The organism is Actinoallomurus iriomotensis (assembly GCF_030269445.1).
Classification (GTDB): domain Bacteria; phylum Actinomycetota; class Actinomycetes; order Streptosporangiales; family Streptosporangiaceae; genus Actinoallomurus; species Actinoallomurus iriomotensis.
The window spans coordinates 747,240-766,285 of the sequence record NZ_BSTJ01000002.1 but is presented as its reverse complement, the minus strand read 5'-3'; the positions used below and the strand labels follow the sequence as shown (position 1 = coordinate 766,285).

The window sequence follows — 19,046 nt, the reverse complement described above, 5'->3', positions numbered from 1 at the left end:
CCTCAGTGGCGGGCGAGGTAGGTGTCGATCCCGGCACGCGGGCTGCCCTTCCCGGTGACCAGGTCGTAGCCGGGACCGGCGAAGCAGGTGTCGCAGAGCCCGTTGGCGCCGGCGATGATGTCGGCCGGCTGCTTCGCCTTCCCGGCGTAGACGGCGGCGTGGACCTGCCCGGCGGTCAGCGGCGGTTCGCGGTGCGCGGCGCGCTGCTGGTCGGCCACCGCGGCGATCGCCGACCAGATCGGCGCCCCGGCGCTGGTGCCCCCGATCATCGCCCAGTCGTCGTAGTAGATCGGGAACGGGGAGACGTCGATGACGACGTAGACGGCGAAGCCGGACTGGGGGTCGGCGTCGAAGCTGACGTCGGGGACGCCCCGGCCGGTGCCGTTCGGGACGGCGGCGCGCTGGTAGGCGGGCCGCGGCTCGAAGGGGCTGATCCCGCCGCCGCTGCCCTGCCAGGCCACCTCCGAGCGGACCTTCCCGGCCGAGTCCATGTCGAGGGTGGTGCCCCCGACCGCGAGCACGTCCGGGGCGGCCGCCGGCCAGAGTCCCGGGTTCCCCGCGTCGCCGGAGGCGAACACGCACAGCACGCCCGTCGCCGTACAGCGGCCGTCGAGGTCCCGCTCGCCCTCGAACTCGTCCATGCCGTAGCTGTTGTTGATCACGGCCGGGTGCAGCGAGACCGCGTGGTCGAGCGCGGCCATCATCGCTTCGGTCGAGTTGTCGTACCCCTCCACCACGGTGATGGCGGCGTCCGGCGCGACGGCGTGCACCATCTCGACGTCCAGGTCCGCCTCGACCTGGAAGGAGCGCGCGGGAAGCGCGGTGTCGGCGTCGATCGGCGCGGTGCCGTTCGGGGCGACGACCTTCAGCGGGAAGCAGCCGGACGTCACGGTCTCCGAGCACGGCGGCTTCAGGCCGTACCACTCGCTGTAGCTCGTCACCGCCTTGGTGACCGCCGCGCTGACGTCGAAGGCCACGACGATCGCCACGGTCTGGCCCTTCCCGGTGCCGCTCAGCCGGAGGTGGGCGCGCAGCACGTCCGGGTCGTAGCCGCCGGGCACGCCGATGGTGCGCGGCGTCACGCCCGTGGTCGTCGCGGGCTGCCAGAGCGGCCGCATGCGCCCGGCCGGGGCGCCGGCCATCTCGGTCTGGATCGTGGCGAGCCGGCTCGCGGTGCCGGATGACGGGGTCGGCGGCGGGGTCTCGGCCGAGGCCGGCACCGCCGTGCCGATCAGAGTCGCCGCGGCGACGCCGGCCAGCCAGGTGGATGTGCGCATCATGTCCCTCTTCGTGGTGTCGGAAGGCCGGATCACGGTGCCGCCGCGAGGGCGGTGTCGATGCCGGCGCGGGGGCTGCCCAGGCCGGTGACGAAGTCGTAGCCGGGGCCCGCCGTGCAGACGGCGCCGCAGCTGCCGTTGCCGCCGGTGGTGACGTCGGCCAGTCCGCTCTTCAGCCCGTACACGGCTTTCTGCGTCTGGTCGTCCGCCGAGGTGAGCGCGGGCTTTCCGGCCGCGGCGCGCAACTGGTCGGCGGCGGCGAGGATCCCGGCCCAGGCCGGCGCTCCGGCGCTGGTCCCGCCGACCTCGACCCATCCGTTGGCCCCGGTGAAGTAGACCGCGACGCCGCTGTCCGGGTCGGCGTCGAAGCTGACGTCCGGGATACCGCGGTGCTCGTCGGAGTTGACCTGGTCCTGGTATGCCGGGCGCGGTTCGTACTGGCTGATCCCGCCGCCGCCGAGGGACCAGGCGGTCTCGCCCAGCACGTTCCCGGCGCGGCCGAGGCTGAGTTCGGTGCCGCCGACGGCCAGCACGTGCGGGTTGTACGCCGGGTAGCCGCCCGGGTTTCCGGAGTCGCCCGCCGAGAAGACGCACACGCTGTCGTCGAGGTCGCAGTGCCGGTCGTAGGTGGTCTCGTCATCCGCCTCGCCGTCGACGCCCCAGCTGTTGCTGATCGTCGGCGCGCCCAGTGACGCCGCGTAGTCCAGGGCCTGGAACATCGCGTCGACGGAGTTGTCGTACGCCTCGACGAGGACGATGTGCGCGTCCGGCGCGAGCGCGTGCACCATCTGGACGTCGAGCGAGGACTCCATCCCCCAACCCGGGTCGTAGCCGCCGATACCGTCCGGCTGCACCTGCGTGAACGAGAAACAGTTCTTCTGCTTCTTGCGGGTGCAGACGCCCGGCAGTCCCATCTGCGCGCTGTAGGTGTTCAGGTCCTCCAGGGCGTACGGGTCGTTGAAGGCGTCCACGACCGCCACGGTCTGGCCCTTGCCGGTGCCCTTCAGCCCGGTCGCGGCGCGCAGCTGGGCGGCCGTGTACCCGCCGGGCGCTCCGGCGGCCAGCAGCGGGCGGCCCTTCGCGTCATGGCCTCGCACCCGGGCCATGAGCGGGTGCCGTACGGTGCGCACTCCGGGCGGACCGGCATGCTGCGGCACGGCCGTCACCTCGGGCCCGGGTGTCGCCGGTCCGGAGATCTGTTGTGCCTGCGCCGTGACGGGGGAGAGGCAGAGCCCTCCGGCGAGTGCGGCCAGCGCGAGGCCACCGCGAAGCCTGCTGATGAATCGGGGGGGATGCATGGGTGACTCCTGGAGGTCGGTCTGGTGGGGGTGCCCTAACGGGCGGCGGCCAGGGCCACGTCGATGCCGGAGCCGGGGCTGCCCCAGCCGGTGACGGTGTCGTAGCCGCTCTTGGCCCGGCAGGTACGGACGTCGCCGGTGCACTGGATGAGGTTGCCGGCGCCACGGGTGATGTCGCGGAACGCGGTGTGCGGCATGCTGTAGATCAACTTCTGGGCCTGGAAGTTCGCGCCCGCGAGCGGTGGCCGCTTGGCCTTGGCGCGCAACTGGTCGGCCGCGGCGACGATGCCCGCCCACGCGGGAGCTCCCGCGCTGGTGCCGCCGAGCTGGAACCAGCCGTTCTGCCCGTTCACGCCGGCGGTGTCATAGACCGGCACGCCGGTGTACGGGTCGGCGTTGAAGCTGACGTCGGGGATGCCGCGGTGTTCGTCGGGGTTGACCCCGTCCTGGTAGGCCGGGCGTGGTTCGTACGCGCTGACGCCGCCACCGGTCGCCCCGGTCGAGCAGCACCAGGCGACCTCGAAGTCGACCTCGCCGTCCTGGGTGAGGCCGAGGGTGGTGCCGCCCACCGACAGGACGTACGGGTTGTAGCTCGGGTAGCCGCCGGGGTTGCCGTTGTCGCCGGCGGAGAACACGCACAACGCCGACGCCAGCGCGCAGTGCCGATCGGCGCCGGTCTCCCCGTCGAACTCCCCGTCGGCGCCCCAGCTGTTGCTGATCACGCCGGCGCCCAGGCCCGCGGCGTAGTCGAGCGCCTGGAACATGCTGGTGAAGGCGTTGTCCCGCGCCTCGACCAGCACGATGTTCGCTTCCGGGGCCAGCGCGTGCACCGTCTGAACGTCCAGGCTCGACTCCAGTGCCCAGCCCGGGTCGGCGCCCGCGACCCCGTACGGCTTGGCCACCGTGAAGGTGAAACACCCCGACTTGACCTGCTTGGTGCATGGCACGGGAAGCCCGAACTGCTTGCTGTAGGTCGTCAGGTCTTGCGCGGCGTACGGGTTGTCGAACGCGTTGACGACCGCCACCGTCTGGCCCTTCCCGGTGCCGGTCAGGTGCAGCGACGCGCGCAGCCGCGCCGGGGTGTACCCGGTCGGTGTGGTGCGGGTGAGCTGCGGTGTCGTCCCCGACTTCCAGCCCTGCACGCTGGCCATGAGAGGGTGCGTGGTCCATCCGGAGCCGGTGTGCGTCGCCTGCGGTACGGCGACCGCGGCGGGACGCGCCTGGCCCGACCGCACGTCGGAGAGCGTCCCGCCGGGCGACGTCAGGACCCGGGGCGGCCCGTCGTTCCCGGCCGGCTTGGTGGTGGCGGTCGCGCCGCCGACGCCCGCGCTCGCGGCGAGGGCGACCGAGGCCACCACCACCGCGACGCGGCGCAGTCGGCCGGACAGGCGCCCGCCCAGACTCGTCGATGGCCGCCGTTCTCTCATCAGGTCTCCTTGGGATCTCGGCAGCCCCGGCACGCCGGGACCGGCGGGTCAGAGGGGTTCGTAGTCGTCGGGTATCGCGTCGGCCGGCCGGCCGACGCCTGGGAGGTCCTCGTCGGGCGGCTCGGCAGGACCGGGATCTCCCGGTCGGCCGGAGGGATCCGCGGGGTCGGATGGCTCGGGGGAACCGGTGCCGGCCGGCTGGTTCATCGGCGGTACTCCTCGTGATCACGGTGATCTGGAGTCTCGCCCGTGCCGTATCGCCCGGCCATTGGTCAGGTGGGGGATCTTTTTCCGCCGCGCGGAGCGGATGATTTATTCGTCGTCGTGCGGAGCCCGGCCGTCGCGGGCCAGTCCGAGCTCGACCGCGCTGACCGCCAGCGCCGTCCGCGACGAGACGCGCAGCTTGCGCATTGCCGAGCCCACATGGCTGTTGACGGTCTGCCGTGACAGCACGAGCGCCTCGGCGATCTGCGGGTTGGTCTTCCCGTCGATGAGAAGCCGTACGACCTCGAGCTCACGCGGGGACAACCGGTCGCCGTAGCCGGGACGGCCCCGTCGCCGCCGCTCCCCGTTCCCGCTGGCGTCGTCCACGGTCGTCCGGCGCCCTTCCGGTTCCGCCGCGCCGTGCTCCCGCGGCCCGTACGTCGCCAGGCACTCGCGCAGCCGTTCGGCGTCGGCGGACGCACCCAGGTCGGACAGCCCCGCGGCGACCTCGGCGAGCGACGACAGCCCGGCGTCGCGCCGTCCCGCCGCGAGCAGGCAGCGGGCACGGCGTTCACGGGCCAGCAGCGCGTCGTACGGCCGAGGCAGCGCCTCCCAGGCGGCCGCGGCGCGGGTGAACGCCGTCGCGGCACGCTCCGGCGCGCCCTGCCCGGCTGCGAGGATTCCCTCACACAGCGCCAGAGCGGCCTGCGGCGCCGGCGCGTTCCGGCCGAGTACCCCGGCCTCGAAGGCGGCCACCAGCTCCGCCGCGTCCTCGGCCCGGCCCGCCGCGAGCAGCGCGTCGACGCGCGCCGGCGCCAGGTCGGTGGCCCACAGCCAGGCCTCCTTGAGCGCGACGACGCCGATCGGCTGGGCGGTCACGCGCAGGGCGTCCTCGACGCGACCGGCGGCCAGGTGGAGCCGCGCCAGGGCCGCGGCCGGTTCCACCACCGCGTGCACGGCGCCGAGCTCTCCCATCTGGGTCATGACTTCGGCCAGCGCGCTCTCCGCCTCGGAGCGCCGGCCGTTCGCCGCCAGCATCAAGCCGGTGACCAGGGAGACCTCGAGCCGGTTCAGGGGCATGGCCTCGCCGGACGCCTCGTAGGCCGAGGCGCGGGCGGTCAGGCCGTCCCAGCGTCCGGTGAACCAGTCCAGGTGGAGCAGGTTGGCGCGGGCGACCTCGCCGTAGCGGGGGTAGCCGTGCTCCTCGGCGAGCGCCCACGCGTTGTCCAGCCGGGCGCGGGCCTCCGCGTACCGTCCCCACCGCATCGCCAGGTCGCCCATGTTCATGTCGCGGAACGCGACGCTGCGCCGCTGCGCGGGCGTGGCGAACTCGTCCGGAACCGTCGCCGCGACCGCCCAGCCGTCGGGATCGTCGAGCAGCAACAGCCCGACGGCACGCTTCGTGGCGAGGTCCGGTCGCTCCGCCGCCGGCACCAGACTCGCGGCGTCCGCCGCGCGGCGCAGCCAGTCACGGTGCGCCCGGCCGGGACGACTCGCGCCCAGCGGCCAGCCGAGGAGCGTCATCGCATGGGACAGCGCGACCGATCCCGGCCGGAGACCGGGGACCGCCAGTTCCAGCTCGCGCTGTGCGTCGTCGTAGTCGTAGTTGGACGCGAGGAGCATGCCGAGCCGGTATCGCGTCGCCGCCTGCTCCCCGGCGTCGAGGGCGCCGGAGTCGAGTGCCGTCCGGAGCGCCGCCACGACGCCCCGCAGACGGGACCTCCCGGTCAGGGAGCCGGGCCGGATCTTGGCGGCCAGCGGCGCCATGGCGGCCGGCGGCAGGCCGGCGCTCGTCAGCAGGCCGTGCAGCAGCACCGAGGCGGCGACCCAGTCGCCCGCCTCGGTGGCGACGTCGGCGGCCCGCTCGGCGTAGCGGGCCCAGGAACCGGTGTCGTCGGCCTCCCGGAAGTGGTGGGCCAGCCGTACCACCGGTTGTGGTGTCATCCCTTCGAGTGCCCGGCCCGCCCGCAGGTGCATCGCCCGGCGCAGCGGCCGGGGCGTCGCCTCGTACACCGCGCGGCAGGCCAGCCCGTGCCGGAACGACACCAGCCCGCGCTCGTCGTCCCGCAACAGCCCGCAGTCCAGCGCCTCGGCCAGGCCGGCGGCGGAGTGGTCGGCGGTCAGTTCGCCCACCGCGGCCAGCGTCGCCTCGTTCGCGGGTTCGGCGAGGACCGCGGCCGCCCGCAGCATCGCCTGGGCGTCCTCGCCCAGCCGCCCGCTGCGTTCCACCACCGAGTCCCGCACCGTCGGCGGAACGTCGATGTCCGCCAGATGCCGGCGGATCCACCCGCCCCCGTACGGAGTCACGTCGGCGCGGTCGTGCATCAGCCGCACCGACTCCTCCACCGCCAGCGGCACGCCGTCGGTGTGCTGGTGCAGGAACGCGGCGAACTCCGCCGACATCCGCTCCCCGCCCAGCATCGAGGACACCAGGTTCGCCGTCTCCGCGACGTCCAGCGGATCGAGGGCCAGCCGCGCTCGCGTCGTACCCGGCGGCAGCCGCGACGACAGCCGCAGCAGCAGCGAACCGGCGGGAACGTCCTCGGGCCGGTAGGTCACCACCAGGCTCACCGGCTGCGGCCTTCGCGAGGTGACGAACAGCAGGAACTCCAGCGTCGCGTCGTCGGCCCAGTGCACGTCCTCGACCACCAGCACCGCCACGTCCAGGCGGTCGAGCAACTCGACCAGCGCCCGGAACAGCCGGTGGCGGGCGGCCCGCGCGTCCTCGGCCGGCTCCGGCGCCGGAGGGAGGTCGGCGGCCCACTCCGGGAACAGCGGCCGCAACGCTCCCGCCAGGTCGCTCAGCCCCAGCCCCGCCACCCCGTCGGTGGCCTGGTGCACCGCGTCGACCACCGGACCCAGCGTGTACGGATCATGGAGCGGGGGACACTCGGCCGTCGGCATCAGCCGCACCGCCGACGCCGCACGGAACTCCCGCAGCAACCGGCTCTTGCCGATCCCCGCCTCGCCCTCCACCAGCACGACCGCCGGAGGGCTCGCCAGGGTCTCGGCCAGGACCGCCAGCTCGCGCCGCCGTCCCACGAAAGCGGGTGGTGCGACCATCGGGGCGTGATCGCTCCGGTCGCGCGGCACCGCTGCGGCCATATCCCGCCTCTCGCCGAATCGGCAGATCAGTGCATTCTGGTTGAATCTTGATCAAATCTCCATGCTTTTGGTGTGACCGAAAGTGTCCAAAGGTGCGGGACTGACGGCGGAGCCCGTGCCGGCCACGCGCTCGCCGACTCTGACGGTTCACCGCCACGGCCCGGCCGAGAGCGGCGGCTACCACGCCCGGCGGGGGCCGGCCGCGTGCTCGCCGACGATGAGGGTTCACGACCACGGCCCGGCCGAGAGCGGCGGCGACCGCGCCCGGACGGGCACCGCGGATACGGGCACCGCCAGGACAGGTCCTATGCGCCACGCGGGATGAGGCGGCCGACCGGGCGCGGACGCCGTCCCGGTGACGGTGCCGTCGCCGTACGCCCCGGGGTGGCGGTTCACTGCCGCGGTCCTGCTGGGAGCGGTGGCGGCCGCGCCTGGCCGGGTAGCGTGCGCCAGGCTCTCGACGCGCCGCCCCGCGATCCGCACCGAGGTGCTCGTCCATCTCGCGAGACACAGTGAGGACGTGCACCCGACCGTGCCCGGCGGCGCCGTCTGGCCGCGCGGGATGGGGCGGCCGTCCGGGCGCGGACGCCGTCGCGGTGATGGTGCCGTCGCCGTACGCCCGGGGGCGTTGCGTGTTCGCTCAGGGTGGCGGTTCACCGCTGCGGCGCGGCGGGGGTGGTGGTGGGCGCGCCCGTCCGGGTACTGCGGATGCGGCCGTCGCGCTGCGTTGCCTGAGGGTGGTGGCCGGTCGCCGAAGCCGCCGTTCGGTGCGGACGCCATCCCGGCGACGGTGCCGTCACCGTACGCCCGGCGGGGCCGGCCGCCGGGGAGCGCCATCGGCACGAAGCGGTGGAGCCGCCTCCACGGACCGCGCCGCCGTCCGTGGGACCGGCGGTGTTCCGCGAGACTGATGGCGTGCGTTCCTTCGACCTCCCGGTGGCCGCCGCGCTGCCCGCCCTGCGCGACGCGCTCGACGACTCGGGCACCGCCGTGCTCGCCGCGCCGCCCGGCACCGGCAAGACCACGCTCGTGCCGCCGGCCCTCGCCGAGACCGGACGGCGGGTCATCGTGGCCGAACCGCGCCGGCTGGCCGCGCGGGCCGCCGCCCGCCGGATGGCCTGGATGCTCGGTGAGCCGGTCGGCGAGCGGATCGGATACGCCATCCGCGGGGAGCGGCGGCCCGGCAGCGCGGTCGAGGTGGTCACCACCGGCCTGCTGCTGCAACGACTCCAGCACGACCCCGACGTGCGCGCGGACGTCGTCATCCTCGACGAATGCCACGAACGCCACCTCGACGCCGACACGGCGCTGGCGTTCCTGCTCGACATACGTGCGGCGCTCCGGCCCGACCTGGGCCTGATCGCCGCGTCGGCCACGGCGGGCACCGCCGCGTGGGCGCGGTTGCTGGGCGGCGCACCGGTGGTGACGGCCGACGCGGCCGTGCATCCGGTGGAGACGATCTGGACGCCACCGCCCCGGCCCGTACGCCCGCCGCACGGGCTGTCGGTCGATCCCGCGTTGCTCGACCACGTCGCACGGACCGTACGCCGGGCGCTGGAGGAGGGGGACGGCGACGTGCTGTGCTTCCTGCCCGGCGTACGTGAGCTGGGGCGGGTGGCCGGCGCCCTCGGCGGTCTGGAGGTGCTCCAGCTGCACGGCCGCGCGCCCGCGGAGGTCCAGGAGGCGGCCCTTCGACCGCGCGAGGGCGGCGCCCGGCGGGTCGTGCTCGCCACTTCGGTCGCCGAGTCGTCCCTGACCGTGCCGGGCGTGCGCGCCGTGGTGGACTCCGGCCTGTCGCGCGAACCTCGCGTGGACCATGCGCGCGGCCTCGGCGCGCTGGCCACCGTACGTTCCTCGCGGGCGACGGCGGACCAGCGGGCCGGCCGTGCCGGGCGCGAGGCACCGGGCCGGGTGTACCGCTGCTGGTCCGCGGCCGAACACGACCGGCTGCCCGAACAGCCACGCGCCGAGATCGAACTGGCCGACCTGACCGGCTTCGCACTCCAGGCGGCGTGCTGGGGAGATCCGGACGCCGCCGGGCTGGCGCTGCTCGACCCGCCGCCGCCCGCCGCGCTGCGAGCGGCCCGCGCCACACTCCGCGCCATCGGCGCCGTGGACAATGCCGGCCGCGCGACCGAACGCGGACGTGAGATGGCGCGCGTCGGCGTCCACCCACGGCTGGCCCGCGCCCTCATCGACGGCGCCGCGCACGTGGGCGAACGCGCCGCCGAGGTCGTGGCACTGCTGTCGGACGACCGCCGAACCGGCGACGACGACCTGGTCGCCCAGTGGCGCGCCCGACGACACGACGGCTCCTTCCGCGACGAGGCACGCCGCCTACGACGCGCCCTGCCCCGCGACGCGGCAGCGTCGGATGGGGCGGTGGCGTCTGGAGGCGCGGTGGCGTCTCATACGGGGGCGTCCGGTAGCGCCGCGGCGTCGCGTATGTCGGCGTCCGGCGGTGCCGAAGCGTCTCCTGGGCGGAGGCCGTCCGGTGGCGCGTCGGCGTCTGGTGGTGCTGGAACGTCAGGCGATGCGGCGACGTCCAGGGCGAAAGTGTCCGGTGACGCCGGGACGTCCGGGGGCGCCGCGGCGTCGCGTATGTCGGCACCCGGCGGTGCCGGGGCGTCTCGCGGGCAGGGAGCGTCTGGTGGTGCTGGTGCGTCTCGTGCGGGGGTGTCCGGTGACGCCGGGACCTCTGGGGGCGCCGCGGCGTCGCGTATGTCGGCGTCCGGCGGTGCGGGGGCGTCCGGAGCGGCGGGACGCTCCGGCGGCGTGAGGGCTCCCGGGCCGGATGACGAGACGGCCGCCGGGATCGTGGTCGCGCTCGCCTTCCCCGAACGGGTGGCGCGGGCGCGGGACGGCGGCTACCTGATGGCGTCGGGGACGGCGGCCGTCCCCGAGCGCGGGTCGCGGCTGACCGGGTCCGGCTGGCTCGCCATCGCGGTCGCCGACCGGCCGGCGGGTGCTCCGTCGGCCCGCATCCGCCAGGCCGTCCCGATCGATGAGGAGACCGCGCGGCTCGCCGTCGGGGCGTCCGTTGAGGAGGAGGTCGTCTGGCGCGACGGCGACGTGGTGGCCCGCCGGGTCGAGCGGCTCGGCGCCATCGAACTCGGCGCCGTACCCCTGGACGATCCCCGCCCCGAACTCGTCCGCGCCGCGCTGCGAGAGGGGCTGCGCCGCGAGGGGCTGGGCCTGCTGTCCTGGACACGTGACGCGGAGACGCTGCGCGCGCGGCTCGCCTTCTGCCATCGCGCGCTCGGCCCGCCCTGGCCCGCGATGGACGACGACGCCCTGCTCACGTCGCTGGACCTGGCGTCCGCCGCCCGCGACCGCGCCGGCCTGCGGCGCCTCGACGTGGCGGCGGCACTGCGCGGCCTGCTGCCGTGGGAGTGCGCGGCGCGCCTCGACGACGTCGCGCCGGAACGCGTCACCGTGCCCAGCGGCTCGCGAATCCGAATCGACTACACGGGCGAACGGCCGGTGCTCGCGGCCAAGCTGCAGGAGCTGTTCGGCTGGCAGGAGGCCCCACGCGTCGCCGGGGTACCGCTCGTCGTACACCTGCTGTCACCGGCCGGCCGCCCCGCCGCGGTCACCGCGGACCTGGCCTCCTTCTGGCGCGAGGGCTACCGGAGCGTACGAGCGGAGCTACGCGGACGCTATCCACGCCATCCGTGGCCGGAGGACCCGGCCACCGCGGAGCCGACCCGCCGCACCAACACCCGCCGCCGAGGCTGAGAGACCGAAGGAAGTAGTCTCAATCAGCATGTGCACAGGCTAAATATGAAAGAAGGCCCCGCCCGGTTTCCCAGGAGGGGCCTTCTTTCGTTTTTGGGAAACGATCCCGGCATCCGCCGAGTCTCCGGATCGAACGAGACAACGACCTCTCGTAGCGGCCGGCACGGCGGATCGTCCTGGCATCCGCGAACGGCCCCGATGGTGTCGTGGCCGTGTGGGATCCGTTCGGACATGTGGTCGCGGTACGCTTCCGCGACCGTTGCCAGCTCCGTTACCAGCCCTTGTCTCCGAGCTCTTGAAGGATTCTCACCAGCTCATCGTTCGCCATTGCTCACCCTTCTTTGTTGCTCTGCCTACCTGGAGATGATAAACACGCCACGCCGTTTCGGCGGGTTATTCAAGAATAATTCAAGTGAATCGCTGTATTCATTCGTGGGTAGAGGCGGCATGACCGAAGGGAGTCGTCATGGCCACGAGCTTCACGCCTGGGGAGGAACGCTGGCGTGGTCGGCTGGGAACGCTGCGCCAGGTCGTCCGGCAGGAACTGGTGGCGAGGCAGCTCGCCGCGCACCTTCCCGGCGGCCCGGCCCTTCGGGTGCTCGACGTGGGGTGCGGGCAGGGCACTCAGCTCCTGCGGCTCGCCCGCCTCGGCCACCACGTGACCGGCGTGGACGCCTCCGCCGCGCTGCTCGCCGACCTGACGGCCGCGATCGAGGAGGAGCCCGCCGAGGTACGGGAGCGGGTGCGGATCGTGCACGGCGACGTCGCCCAACTCGCGGACCTGGTCCCCGACGCGGGTTTCGACGCGGTGCTGTGCCACGGCGTCCTCATGTACTTCGAGGACCCCGGCCCGCCGCTGGCCGGCCTCGCCCGTACGGTCGCCCCCGGTGGACTGGTCTCTCTGCTGGTCCGGAACGGCGACGCGCTCGCGATGCGCCCCGGCCTCCAGGGCGACTGGGAGACGGCGGAAGCGGCCTTCGACCGGATGTCCTACGGCAACCGCATCGGGGTCATCGCCCGCGCCGACCGGCTCACCGACCTGACCGCGGCGCTGGCCGAACGCGGTCTGGCGGTGCGGGCGTGGTACGGCGTGCGGGTGTTCACCGACCTCGCCGCCTCCGACGCTCCGCCTCCGGAGGGCGCGGAGCTCGACAGCCTCCTCGCGTGCGAGGAACGCGCCGGACGTACCGACCCGTATCGCCGTGTCGCCGCCCTCACCCACGTGATCGCCGCCCCGGCCTGACCGTGGGGCGGCGCGGGCGGTGATCGCCGACCGGCGGTTTCACGCCAGACGTCGCAGCGGGCCACGCGGCCGGCGCGGGGGTGCCCGTCGGGGAGTCCGCCGCTCGGCGATGCTGTTGGTCGGTGCCGACCGTCGGCGCGGTGGGCAGTGGCGTCAGAGCAGCTGTTCGGCCTCGGCGAGGATCTCCACCACGCGGAGGCCGAAGCGTACGTCGCATGCGTGTGCGCGGCCCGTGCGTGCCGACTCGAGCAGTGCGTCGATCGCGCGGCCCAGCGCGGTCACCGAGGTCTCCTCGTTCTTCGGGAGTGAGACGACGCCGGACTCGCCGCGGAACTCCGCGCCGTTGCCCGCGGCGGGGCGCGGGGCCGTCAGGCTGAGCGTCGCCGTGCTCGACGCGCCGCTCGCGTGCCGCAGGACCAGATTGACCGTGTCACCGGCGCCGGGGACGGCCGCCGCGACCTTCTCGACGTCGCCGAGTATCGGCAGCAGCACCGACAGGGCGTGCGGGCCGACGTCCCACAGCCCGCCCTTCTGCCGCCGCCACGGTGAGTTCGCGAACGGGCTGTCGCCGCTGTCCAGCGCGCCCAGCCAGTCCGCGTGACCGGTGAACCAGCCACCGCGTTCCGCCTGCTCGTCGATCCATCTGGCCGGCTCGCCGGTGAAGCGCGTGGTGAAGAAGACGACCGACGCGACGCCCGACTCGGTGGCCGCGTCCACGACGGCCCGCGCGTCCGCGACGTCCACGGCGAGCGGCTTGTCCAGCAGCAGGTGGCGTCCGGCCCGTGCGGCGCGCGCGGCCAGCGGCGCCTGGACGGCCGGGGGAAGCGCGATCGCGATCGCCTCGGAGTCGGCGATCAGAGCGTCCGCGTCGGCGTACGGGCGGCCGCCGAAGGTCTCGGCGATCGCGGCCGCCGCCTCCGGCCGGCGCCCCCAGGTTCCGATGAACTCGACCTCGGGGTGGTCGCGGAGCGCGGGCCCGTACGCGATCTCCGCCCATGGTCCGGTCCCCAGCAGCCCGATGCGCACGTCGCCGCCCTCTGTCGGAGTGATGGTCGCCGACCAGCATGATCGATGCGCAACGAAGCCGTCAAACCCGGACATCTAGCCCGGAACCACTACTGAACGGAGCCCGCGGTGAGGCCCGCCATGAGGAGATCGAGCAGCCGCCCGGCGAGGTCGCGCTGGTCCTGGTCGCCCGCGATGAGCGCGATGCCGCCGAGTGCCATGACGACGTCGGCCGGGTCGAGGCCGTCGCGTACCGTCCCCTGCTCCTCGCTCTCACGCAGCAGCAGCCCCAGAGCGTCGATCAGCATGCCGCGCGTCTTCAGCCGCAGGTCGTCGTCGTTGGTCAGTACGGCGCGCAGTGACTCGGCCATGCCGCGCTTGGTCGCCAGGTAGCCGAGGAATCGCTCCATCCACACGCGCAGGGCGTCGACCGCGGGCATGTGCCGCAGGAGGTCGCCGGCGGAGGCGCAGAGCCGAGCCGACTCGCTGCGGTACGTGGCCTCGACGAGGATCTCCCGCGTCGGAAAGCGCCGGTAGAGCGTCCCGATGCCGACGCCCGCCTCCTTGGCGATCGCCTTCAGCGACGCATCGGCCCCGTCCTCGGCGAACGCCTTGGCCGCGACCTCCAGGAGGCGGTCGTGATTGGCCTGGGCGTCGGCGCGCAGCGACCGTCCCGCACCGTCGGATGAAGCCACGAAGCGTCCCCTCCATGTCGAACGACTTGCCATCCGGAGCCGACTCCGCTTAATCTCGCCATGTAAGCGGACCCGGCTCCGCTTAACAGCATAGCCATCGCGAGGAGCGGAGCGACATGACAAGTGCGCGGATCACCACGGGCTTCGGCGCCGAATCGACGGCCTCCGACGTCATCGCGGGTGTGGACCTGACCGGCCGCCGAGCCGTCGTGACCGGCGCCTCCTCGGGTATCGGCGTCGAGACCGCCCGTGCCCTGGCCGCCGCGAACGCCGAAGTCACCCTGGCCGTCCGTGACGTCGAGGCGGGCGAGAAGGTCGCGGCCGAAATCACCGGGAACGGCGGCGTGTTCGTCACGCCCCTCGACCTCGCCGACCAGGGATCGGTCGCCGCGTTCGTGGCCGGCTGGCACGGGCCGCTGCACATCCTCGTCAACAACGCCGGCGTCATGGCCACCCCCGAGACCCGCACGTCCGAGGGCTGGGAGCTGCAGTTCGCCACCAACCACCTCGGCCACTTCGCCCTCGCCGCCGGCCTGCACGACGCACTTCGTACGGCCGGCGGGGCGCGCGTCGTCGTGGTCGGCTCCGTGGGCCATGTCAACGGCGAGGTCCGCTTCGACGACATCCACTTCGCGCGCCGCCCCTACGACCCGTGGGCCGCCTACTCCCAGTCCAAGACGGCGAACGTCCTCTTCGCCGTGGAGGCCGCCAAGCGGTGGGCCGGCGACGGCGTCGCCGTGAACGCGCTCAACCCCGGCCGGATCTGGAGCACCGGCCTGTCCCGGCACATGCCCCCCGCGCCGGCGTCGTTCGACCCGGGCGCCGCCACCGGCGTCTCGGTCAAGAACGTCGAACAGGGCGCGGCGACGTCCGTCCTGCTCGCCGCGTCGCCGCTCGTCCAGGGTGTCACCGGCAGGTACTTCGAGGACTGCCAGGAGGCCGTGCCCTTCACGCCGGGCGTACGCCGCGGCGTGGCGGACCACGCCCTCGACCCGCGAAAGGCGGAACGCCTCTGGAAGGTCTCGGTCGACCTGCTCGCCGCCGCGCACCGGTCCTCCTGAGAGGTCGGCCACTGCAATTCCGGGGAAAAGGCGAATGCGCGCGAGCGGATTCTGCTCTCATGGCGGAATGGCAGAATCACCGGACGCGCGTTATGTCGCAATAAACCAGGATGAACGCTTTATAGTTCTGAGGCGGCGAATGGGGCGAGCCGTGCTGGTCGTCAGTGCTCTGTTCTTCGCGTGGTATCTCCTTTTCGTCGTCGCGTGCGTCTTCGCCCGCGGCCTGATGGGCCACCGCCTGGCCGGGCACGTCAACGTCGCCCTGGTGTTCGGGATCCTCCAGTTCGCGGCCACGTTCGTGCTCGCCCGGCGCTACTCCCGCCACTCCCGCGAGACGCTCGACCCGTCGGCGGCGCAGGTCGTCGCCGACGCGACGGCGCCGGAGCGCACCGGGCGGAGGAGGTGACGACGGACGCCGTCTCCGGCGACGCGCGCCTGCTCACCTTCGTGCTCTTCGCCGGGTTCGTCTGCGTCACGCTCGGCATCACACTCTGGGCGCGTTCGCGCACCGGCGGCGCCGCCGACTTCTACGCGGGCGGTCGTGCGTTCTCGGCGCGGCAGAACGGCTTCGCGCTCGCCGGCGACTATATGTCGGCGGCCTCATTTCTCGGCATTTCCGGGATGATCGCGCTGTCCGGCTATGACGGTTTCATCTATTCGGTCGGTTCGCTCGTGGCCTGGGTTCCGGTGCTCCTGCTGGCCGGGCCACTGCGCAACGCCGGACGGTTCACCCTCGCCGACGTGCCCGCGTCCCGCGCGCGGCGGCCGGGACCGGTGCGCGTCGCGGGAGCCGTCTCCACGGTCACGGTGTCGGTGTTCTACCTCGTCGCCCAGATGGTCGGCGCCGGAGCGCTGGTCGCGCTGCTGCTCGGCGTCCGGCCGGGCACGACCTTCCTCGGCGTGTCCGCCGGAACGGCGGAGACACTGACGATCACGGTCGTCGGCGCGCTCATGGTCGTCTACGTCGGGTTCGGCGGGATGAAGGGCACGACCTGGGTGCAGATCGTCAAGACCGTGCTGCTGATGACGGCCGGCGTCGCGCTGACCGGCCTCGTCCTCGGGCGCTTCGGCTTCGACGTGAGCGGCCTGCTCGGGGCGGCGGGGCGGGAGAGCGGTCACGGCGACGCCTTCCTGGGGCCGAGCCTGCGGCTGGGGCGCCCGGCCGGCGACCTGGACCTCATCAGCCTCGCCCTGGCGCTCGGGCTCGGCCCCGCCGGCCTCCCGCACATTGCCGGCCGCGTCTTCACGGTGCCGGACGCCCCGACCGCCCGGGCGTCGGTGAACTGGGCGATCGGGCTCATCGGCGCCTTCTTCCTGATGACCCCGATCCTCGGCTTCGGCGCCGCCGCGCTGGTCGGCCGGCGCGAGATCGCCACCCAGGACCCGGCCGGCAACGCGGCCGTGCCCCAGCTCGCCGGCGCGCTGGGGCGGCATCTCGCCGGGCCGGCCGGCGGCGACGTGCTGCTCGCCTTCGTCGCCGCCGTGGCCTGCGCGACCATCCTGGCCGTGGTCGCGGGCCTGATGATGGCCGCCTCGACATCGCTGGCGCACGACCTGTTCGGGCACGTGCTGATGCTCGGCCGGCCACGGGAGCGTCAGGAGATCGCCGTCGCGCGGGTCGCCGCCGTGCTCGTCGGCGCGACCGCCGTCGCGCTGGCGGTCTTCGCGCGGCACCTCAACGTGGCGTTCCTCGTCGGCCTGGCGTTCGCCGTGGCCGCCTCGGCACACCTGCCCGCCATCGTCTTGAGCCTGTGCTGGCGGCGTTTCACCGGCAGCGGCGCGGTGGCCGGGATCTACGGCGGCCTGCTGACCGCCGTGCTGCTCGTGGTCTTCTCACCCGTGGTCTCCGGCGGCGTCGACCCGGTCACGGGCGCGCACCGGTCCCTGTTGCCGGCCGGCGTCGACTTCTCGTGGTTCCCGTTGGAGAACCCGGCGCTGGTCTCGATCCCGGTCGGCTTCCTGTGCGCGATCGCCGGGACGTACCTGAGCCGGGAGAAGCCCGATCCGGCCCGCTTCGCCGCCCTCTCCGCCCGCACCGTCACGGGGGCCGGCGCGCCTTAGACAACCCAACGGTTGTGCAATCGATCGGTTGTGAGTACGGTCGGTGCATGACAGTCGTGGAAGACGATCTGAGCCTGGTGTTCTCGGCCCTGGCCGATCCCACCCGGCGTGCGATCCTGGAGCGCCTCGCGCGCGGCGACGCGACGGTGAACCAGCTCGCCGAACCCTTCGCGATGACGCAGCAGGCGGTCTCCAAGCACCTGAAGGTGCTCGAACGGGCCCGGCTCATCTCCCGGACCCGTACCGGCCAGTCCCGGCCCTGTGTCCTGGAGCCGGTCCGTCTCGACGCGGCCGTCGGCTGGATCGAAGACCATCGGCGGGTCTGGGCCGACCGCCACGACCGCCTCGACGCGCACCTCGCGGCCCTGCGCGCCGCACGGGACGAGGGGGAGGGGACGGCGCGATGACCGAGACGGGGGAGCTCACCTTCCGGCGCGTGCACCGGGCGTCGCCGGAGCTGTTGTTCGACTGCATGACCACGCCGGAACACCTGGCCCACTTCTGGGGCCCGGTCGGCACGACCACCCCGGTCGAGAACATCGTCATCGACCTGCGTCCGGGTGGCGCCTTCGAGACCACCATGGTGAGCGACGCCGACGGCGGCACGTACACCATGCGAGCCGTGTACACGGAGGTCAACCGGCCGCACCGCCTCGGGTGGATCGAGTCGGACGTCGAGGGCGGCATGCACACCACGATCACCTTCACCGACCTCGGTGACGGGCGCACCGAGGTCGTCACCCACCAGACGAACGTCCCCGAGGCGTACCGCAGCGCCGAGGCGCAGGCCGGCTTCGCCACCAGCCTCGACCGCTTCGACGCCTACCTGGCCGGTCTCGACGACTGAGGAGCACGCCATGCCGAAAGTGACGTCCGCCGACGGCACCACGATCGCCTACGAGCGCGACGGCAGCGGACCGCCGCTCATCCTCGTGGACGGGGCCATGTGCCACCGGGGCGGGGGACCGATGCGGCCGCTCGCCGCCCGGCTGCGACACGCGTTCACCGTCTACGCGTACGACCGCCGCGGCCGGGGCGAGAGCACGGACACCCCGCCGTACGCGGTGGCGCGGGAGATCGAGGACCTGCGCGCGCTGATCGTGGAGGCCGGCGGTGCGGCTCATGTCTACGCGATCTCCTCCGGCGCCGCCCTCGCGCTCGCGGCGGCGGCGTCCGGGCCGGGCATCGTCCGGCTGGCGCTGTACGAGCCGCCGTTCACGTCCGAGGCCGACGTCGAGGGCGGGGCGCGGCGGCGCGAGTACACCGGGCGGCTCACCGAGCTGCTCGCCGCCGGCCGTAGGGGCGACGCGGTGGCCCTGTTCATGACGAACGTGGGCGTCCCGCCGTACGCGGTGGAGGGCATGCGCGCGCAGCCGGGCTGGTCCGCGCTGGAGGCGATCGCCCCGACGCTCGCCTACGACGACGCGCTGCTCGGAGACGGCCGGGTGCCCCGGAGCCTGGCCTCGGCGGTGACCGTGCCGACTCTGGTCCTCTCCGGCGGAGCGAGCCCGGAGGTCCTCCGGCACGCGGCGAAGGCCACCGCGGACGCGATCCCGCAGGCCGGGCACCGGACGCTGGACGGCCAGACCCACGACGTGTCCCCGGACGCCCTCGCCCCGGCACTGACGGACTTCTTCGGCGCCTGAGCCACCGAGCCCGCGCGGCTTCTAGGCTGTACGCCGGAACGGCGCCCGGAGGTAGCGATGATCGAACGCCTGTACGGCCCCGCCAGGGGATGGGTCGTGGCGAGCTGGGCCTGTAGCGCGGTCTTCTTCGTCCTCCTCGCGTACGACGTGTTCTCCGGCCGGTTGCTCGCGCCGCCCCGGTGGCTCATCGCCGCCATGGCGGTGACTCTGATCGCCGGCGCCGGCACGCAGTCCGTGGCCCTCCGCCGCGAGCGCCGGCGCCGCTCCCGCACGTCGTAACGGTGAT

Annotated in this window: 15 protein-coding genes; 9 read left to right on the top strand and 6 right to left on the bottom strand. The window is 73.7% G+C overall.

Annotation, left to right across the window (positions count from 1 at the left end; genetic code table 11):
• Nucleotides 1–2: 2 nt before the first annotated feature.
• The 4 genes from QSK37_RS12160 to QSK37_RS12145 form a co-directional block, all read right to left on the bottom strand.
• Nucleotides 3–1,277 (bottom strand): S53 family peptidase, encoded by a 1,275-nt coding sequence (locus tag QSK37_RS12160; RefSeq protein ID WP_285619862.1) that lies wholly within the window; start codon nt 1,275–1,277, stop codon nt 3–5.
• A gap of 32 nt (nt 1,278–1,309) precedes the next feature.
• Nucleotides 1,310–2,575 (bottom strand): S53 family peptidase, encoded by a 1,266-nt coding sequence (locus tag QSK37_RS12155; protein WP_285619861.1) that lies wholly within the window; start codon nt 2,573–2,575, stop codon nt 1,310–1,312.
• Nucleotides 2,576–2,610: 35 nt separating this feature from the next.
• Nucleotides 2,611–4,002, bottom strand: coding sequence for a S53 family peptidase (locus QSK37_RS12150; protein ID WP_285619860.1), 1,392 nt, complete (start codon nt 4,000–4,002; stop codon nt 2,611–2,613).
• A 312-nt stretch (nt 4,003–4,314) separates the two neighbouring features.
• Nucleotides 4,315–7,311 (bottom strand): helix-turn-helix transcriptional regulator, encoded by a 2,997-nt coding sequence (locus QSK37_RS12145; protein WP_285619859.1) that lies wholly within the window; start codon nt 7,309–7,311, stop codon nt 4,315–4,317.
• 915 nt (nt 7,312–8,226) lie between these two features.
• Between QSK37_RS12145 and QSK37_RS12140 the strand changes: the two genes are divergently transcribed.
• Nucleotides 8,227–11,049, top strand: coding sequence for an ATP-dependent RNA helicase (locus QSK37_RS12140; protein ID WP_285619858.1), 2,823 nt, complete (start codon nt 8,227–8,229; stop codon nt 11,047–11,049).
• 466 nt (nt 11,050–11,515) lie between these two features.
• Nucleotides 11,516–12,292, top strand: a complete 777-nt coding sequence (locus QSK37_RS12135) for a class I SAM-dependent methyltransferase (protein ID WP_285619855.1) — start codon at nt 11,516–11,518, stop codon at nt 12,290–12,292.
• Nucleotides 12,293–12,445: 153 nt separating this feature from the next.
• Here the strand turns inward: QSK37_RS12135 and QSK37_RS12130 are convergent, their stop codons facing one another.
• Both QSK37_RS12130 and QSK37_RS12125 read right to left on the bottom strand, forming a co-directional pair.
• Complete coding sequence (locus tag QSK37_RS12130) at nt 12,446–13,318, bottom strand: Gfo/Idh/MocA family protein (protein ID WP_285619854.1); 873 nt, start codon at nt 13,316–13,318, stop codon at nt 12,446–12,448.
• A gap of 89 nt (nt 13,319–13,407) precedes the next feature.
• On the bottom strand, nt 13,408–13,992 hold the full coding sequence (locus QSK37_RS12125; RefSeq protein WP_285619852.1) for a TetR/AcrR family transcriptional regulator: 585 nt from the start codon (nt 13,990–13,992) through the stop codon (nt 13,408–13,410).
• A 116-nt stretch (nt 13,993–14,108) separates the two neighbouring features.
• Here QSK37_RS12125 and QSK37_RS12120 point away from each other — a divergent pair, with 116 nt between their 5' ends.
• From QSK37_RS12120 to QSK37_RS12090, 7 genes are read left to right on the top strand one after another with little or no spacing between them, the layout of a single operon-like run.
• Nucleotides 14,109–15,053: an SDR family NAD(P)-dependent oxidoreductase gene (locus QSK37_RS12120; protein WP_285619851.1), complete on the top strand. Its 945-nt coding sequence runs from the start codon at nt 14,109–14,111 to the stop codon at nt 15,051–15,053.
• Nucleotides 15,054–15,087: 34 nt separating this feature from the next.
• Nucleotides 15,088–15,459: a DUF485 domain-containing protein gene (locus QSK37_RS12115; protein ID WP_349497960.1), complete on the top strand. Its 372-nt coding sequence runs from the start codon at nt 15,088–15,090 to the stop codon at nt 15,457–15,459.
• Complete coding sequence (locus tag QSK37_RS12110) at nt 15,456–17,114, top strand: solute symporter family protein (RefSeq protein ID WP_285619847.1); 1,659 nt, start codon at nt 15,456–15,458, stop codon at nt 17,112–17,114. The genes QSK37_RS12115 and QSK37_RS12110 overlap by 4 nt, the downstream gene beginning before the upstream one ends.
• 47 nt (nt 17,115–17,161) lie before the next feature.
• A complete protein-coding gene (locus QSK37_RS12105; protein WP_285619846.1) occupies nt 17,162–17,521 on the top strand; it encodes an ArsR/SmtB family transcription factor in 360 nt (119 codons plus the stop codon).
• Nucleotides 17,518–17,961, top strand: coding sequence for an SRPBCC family protein (locus QSK37_RS12100; RefSeq protein ID WP_285619843.1), 444 nt, complete (start codon nt 17,518–17,520; stop codon nt 17,959–17,961). The genes QSK37_RS12105 and QSK37_RS12100 overlap by 4 nt, the downstream gene beginning before the upstream one ends.
• 10 nt (nt 17,962–17,971) lie before the next feature.
• Nucleotides 17,972–18,760: an alpha/beta fold hydrolase gene (locus QSK37_RS12095; RefSeq protein ID WP_285619842.1), complete on the top strand. Its 789-nt coding sequence runs from the start codon at nt 17,972–17,974 to the stop codon at nt 18,758–18,760.
• Nucleotides 18,761–18,817: 57 nt separating this feature from the next.
• Nucleotides 18,818–19,039 carry a hypothetical protein gene (locus QSK37_RS12090; RefSeq protein WP_285619841.1) on the top strand — a complete coding sequence of 74 codons (222 nt, stop codon included), beginning with the start codon at nt 18,818–18,820 and terminating at the stop codon, nt 19,037–19,039.
• Nucleotides 19,040–19,046 lie beyond the last annotated feature (7 nt).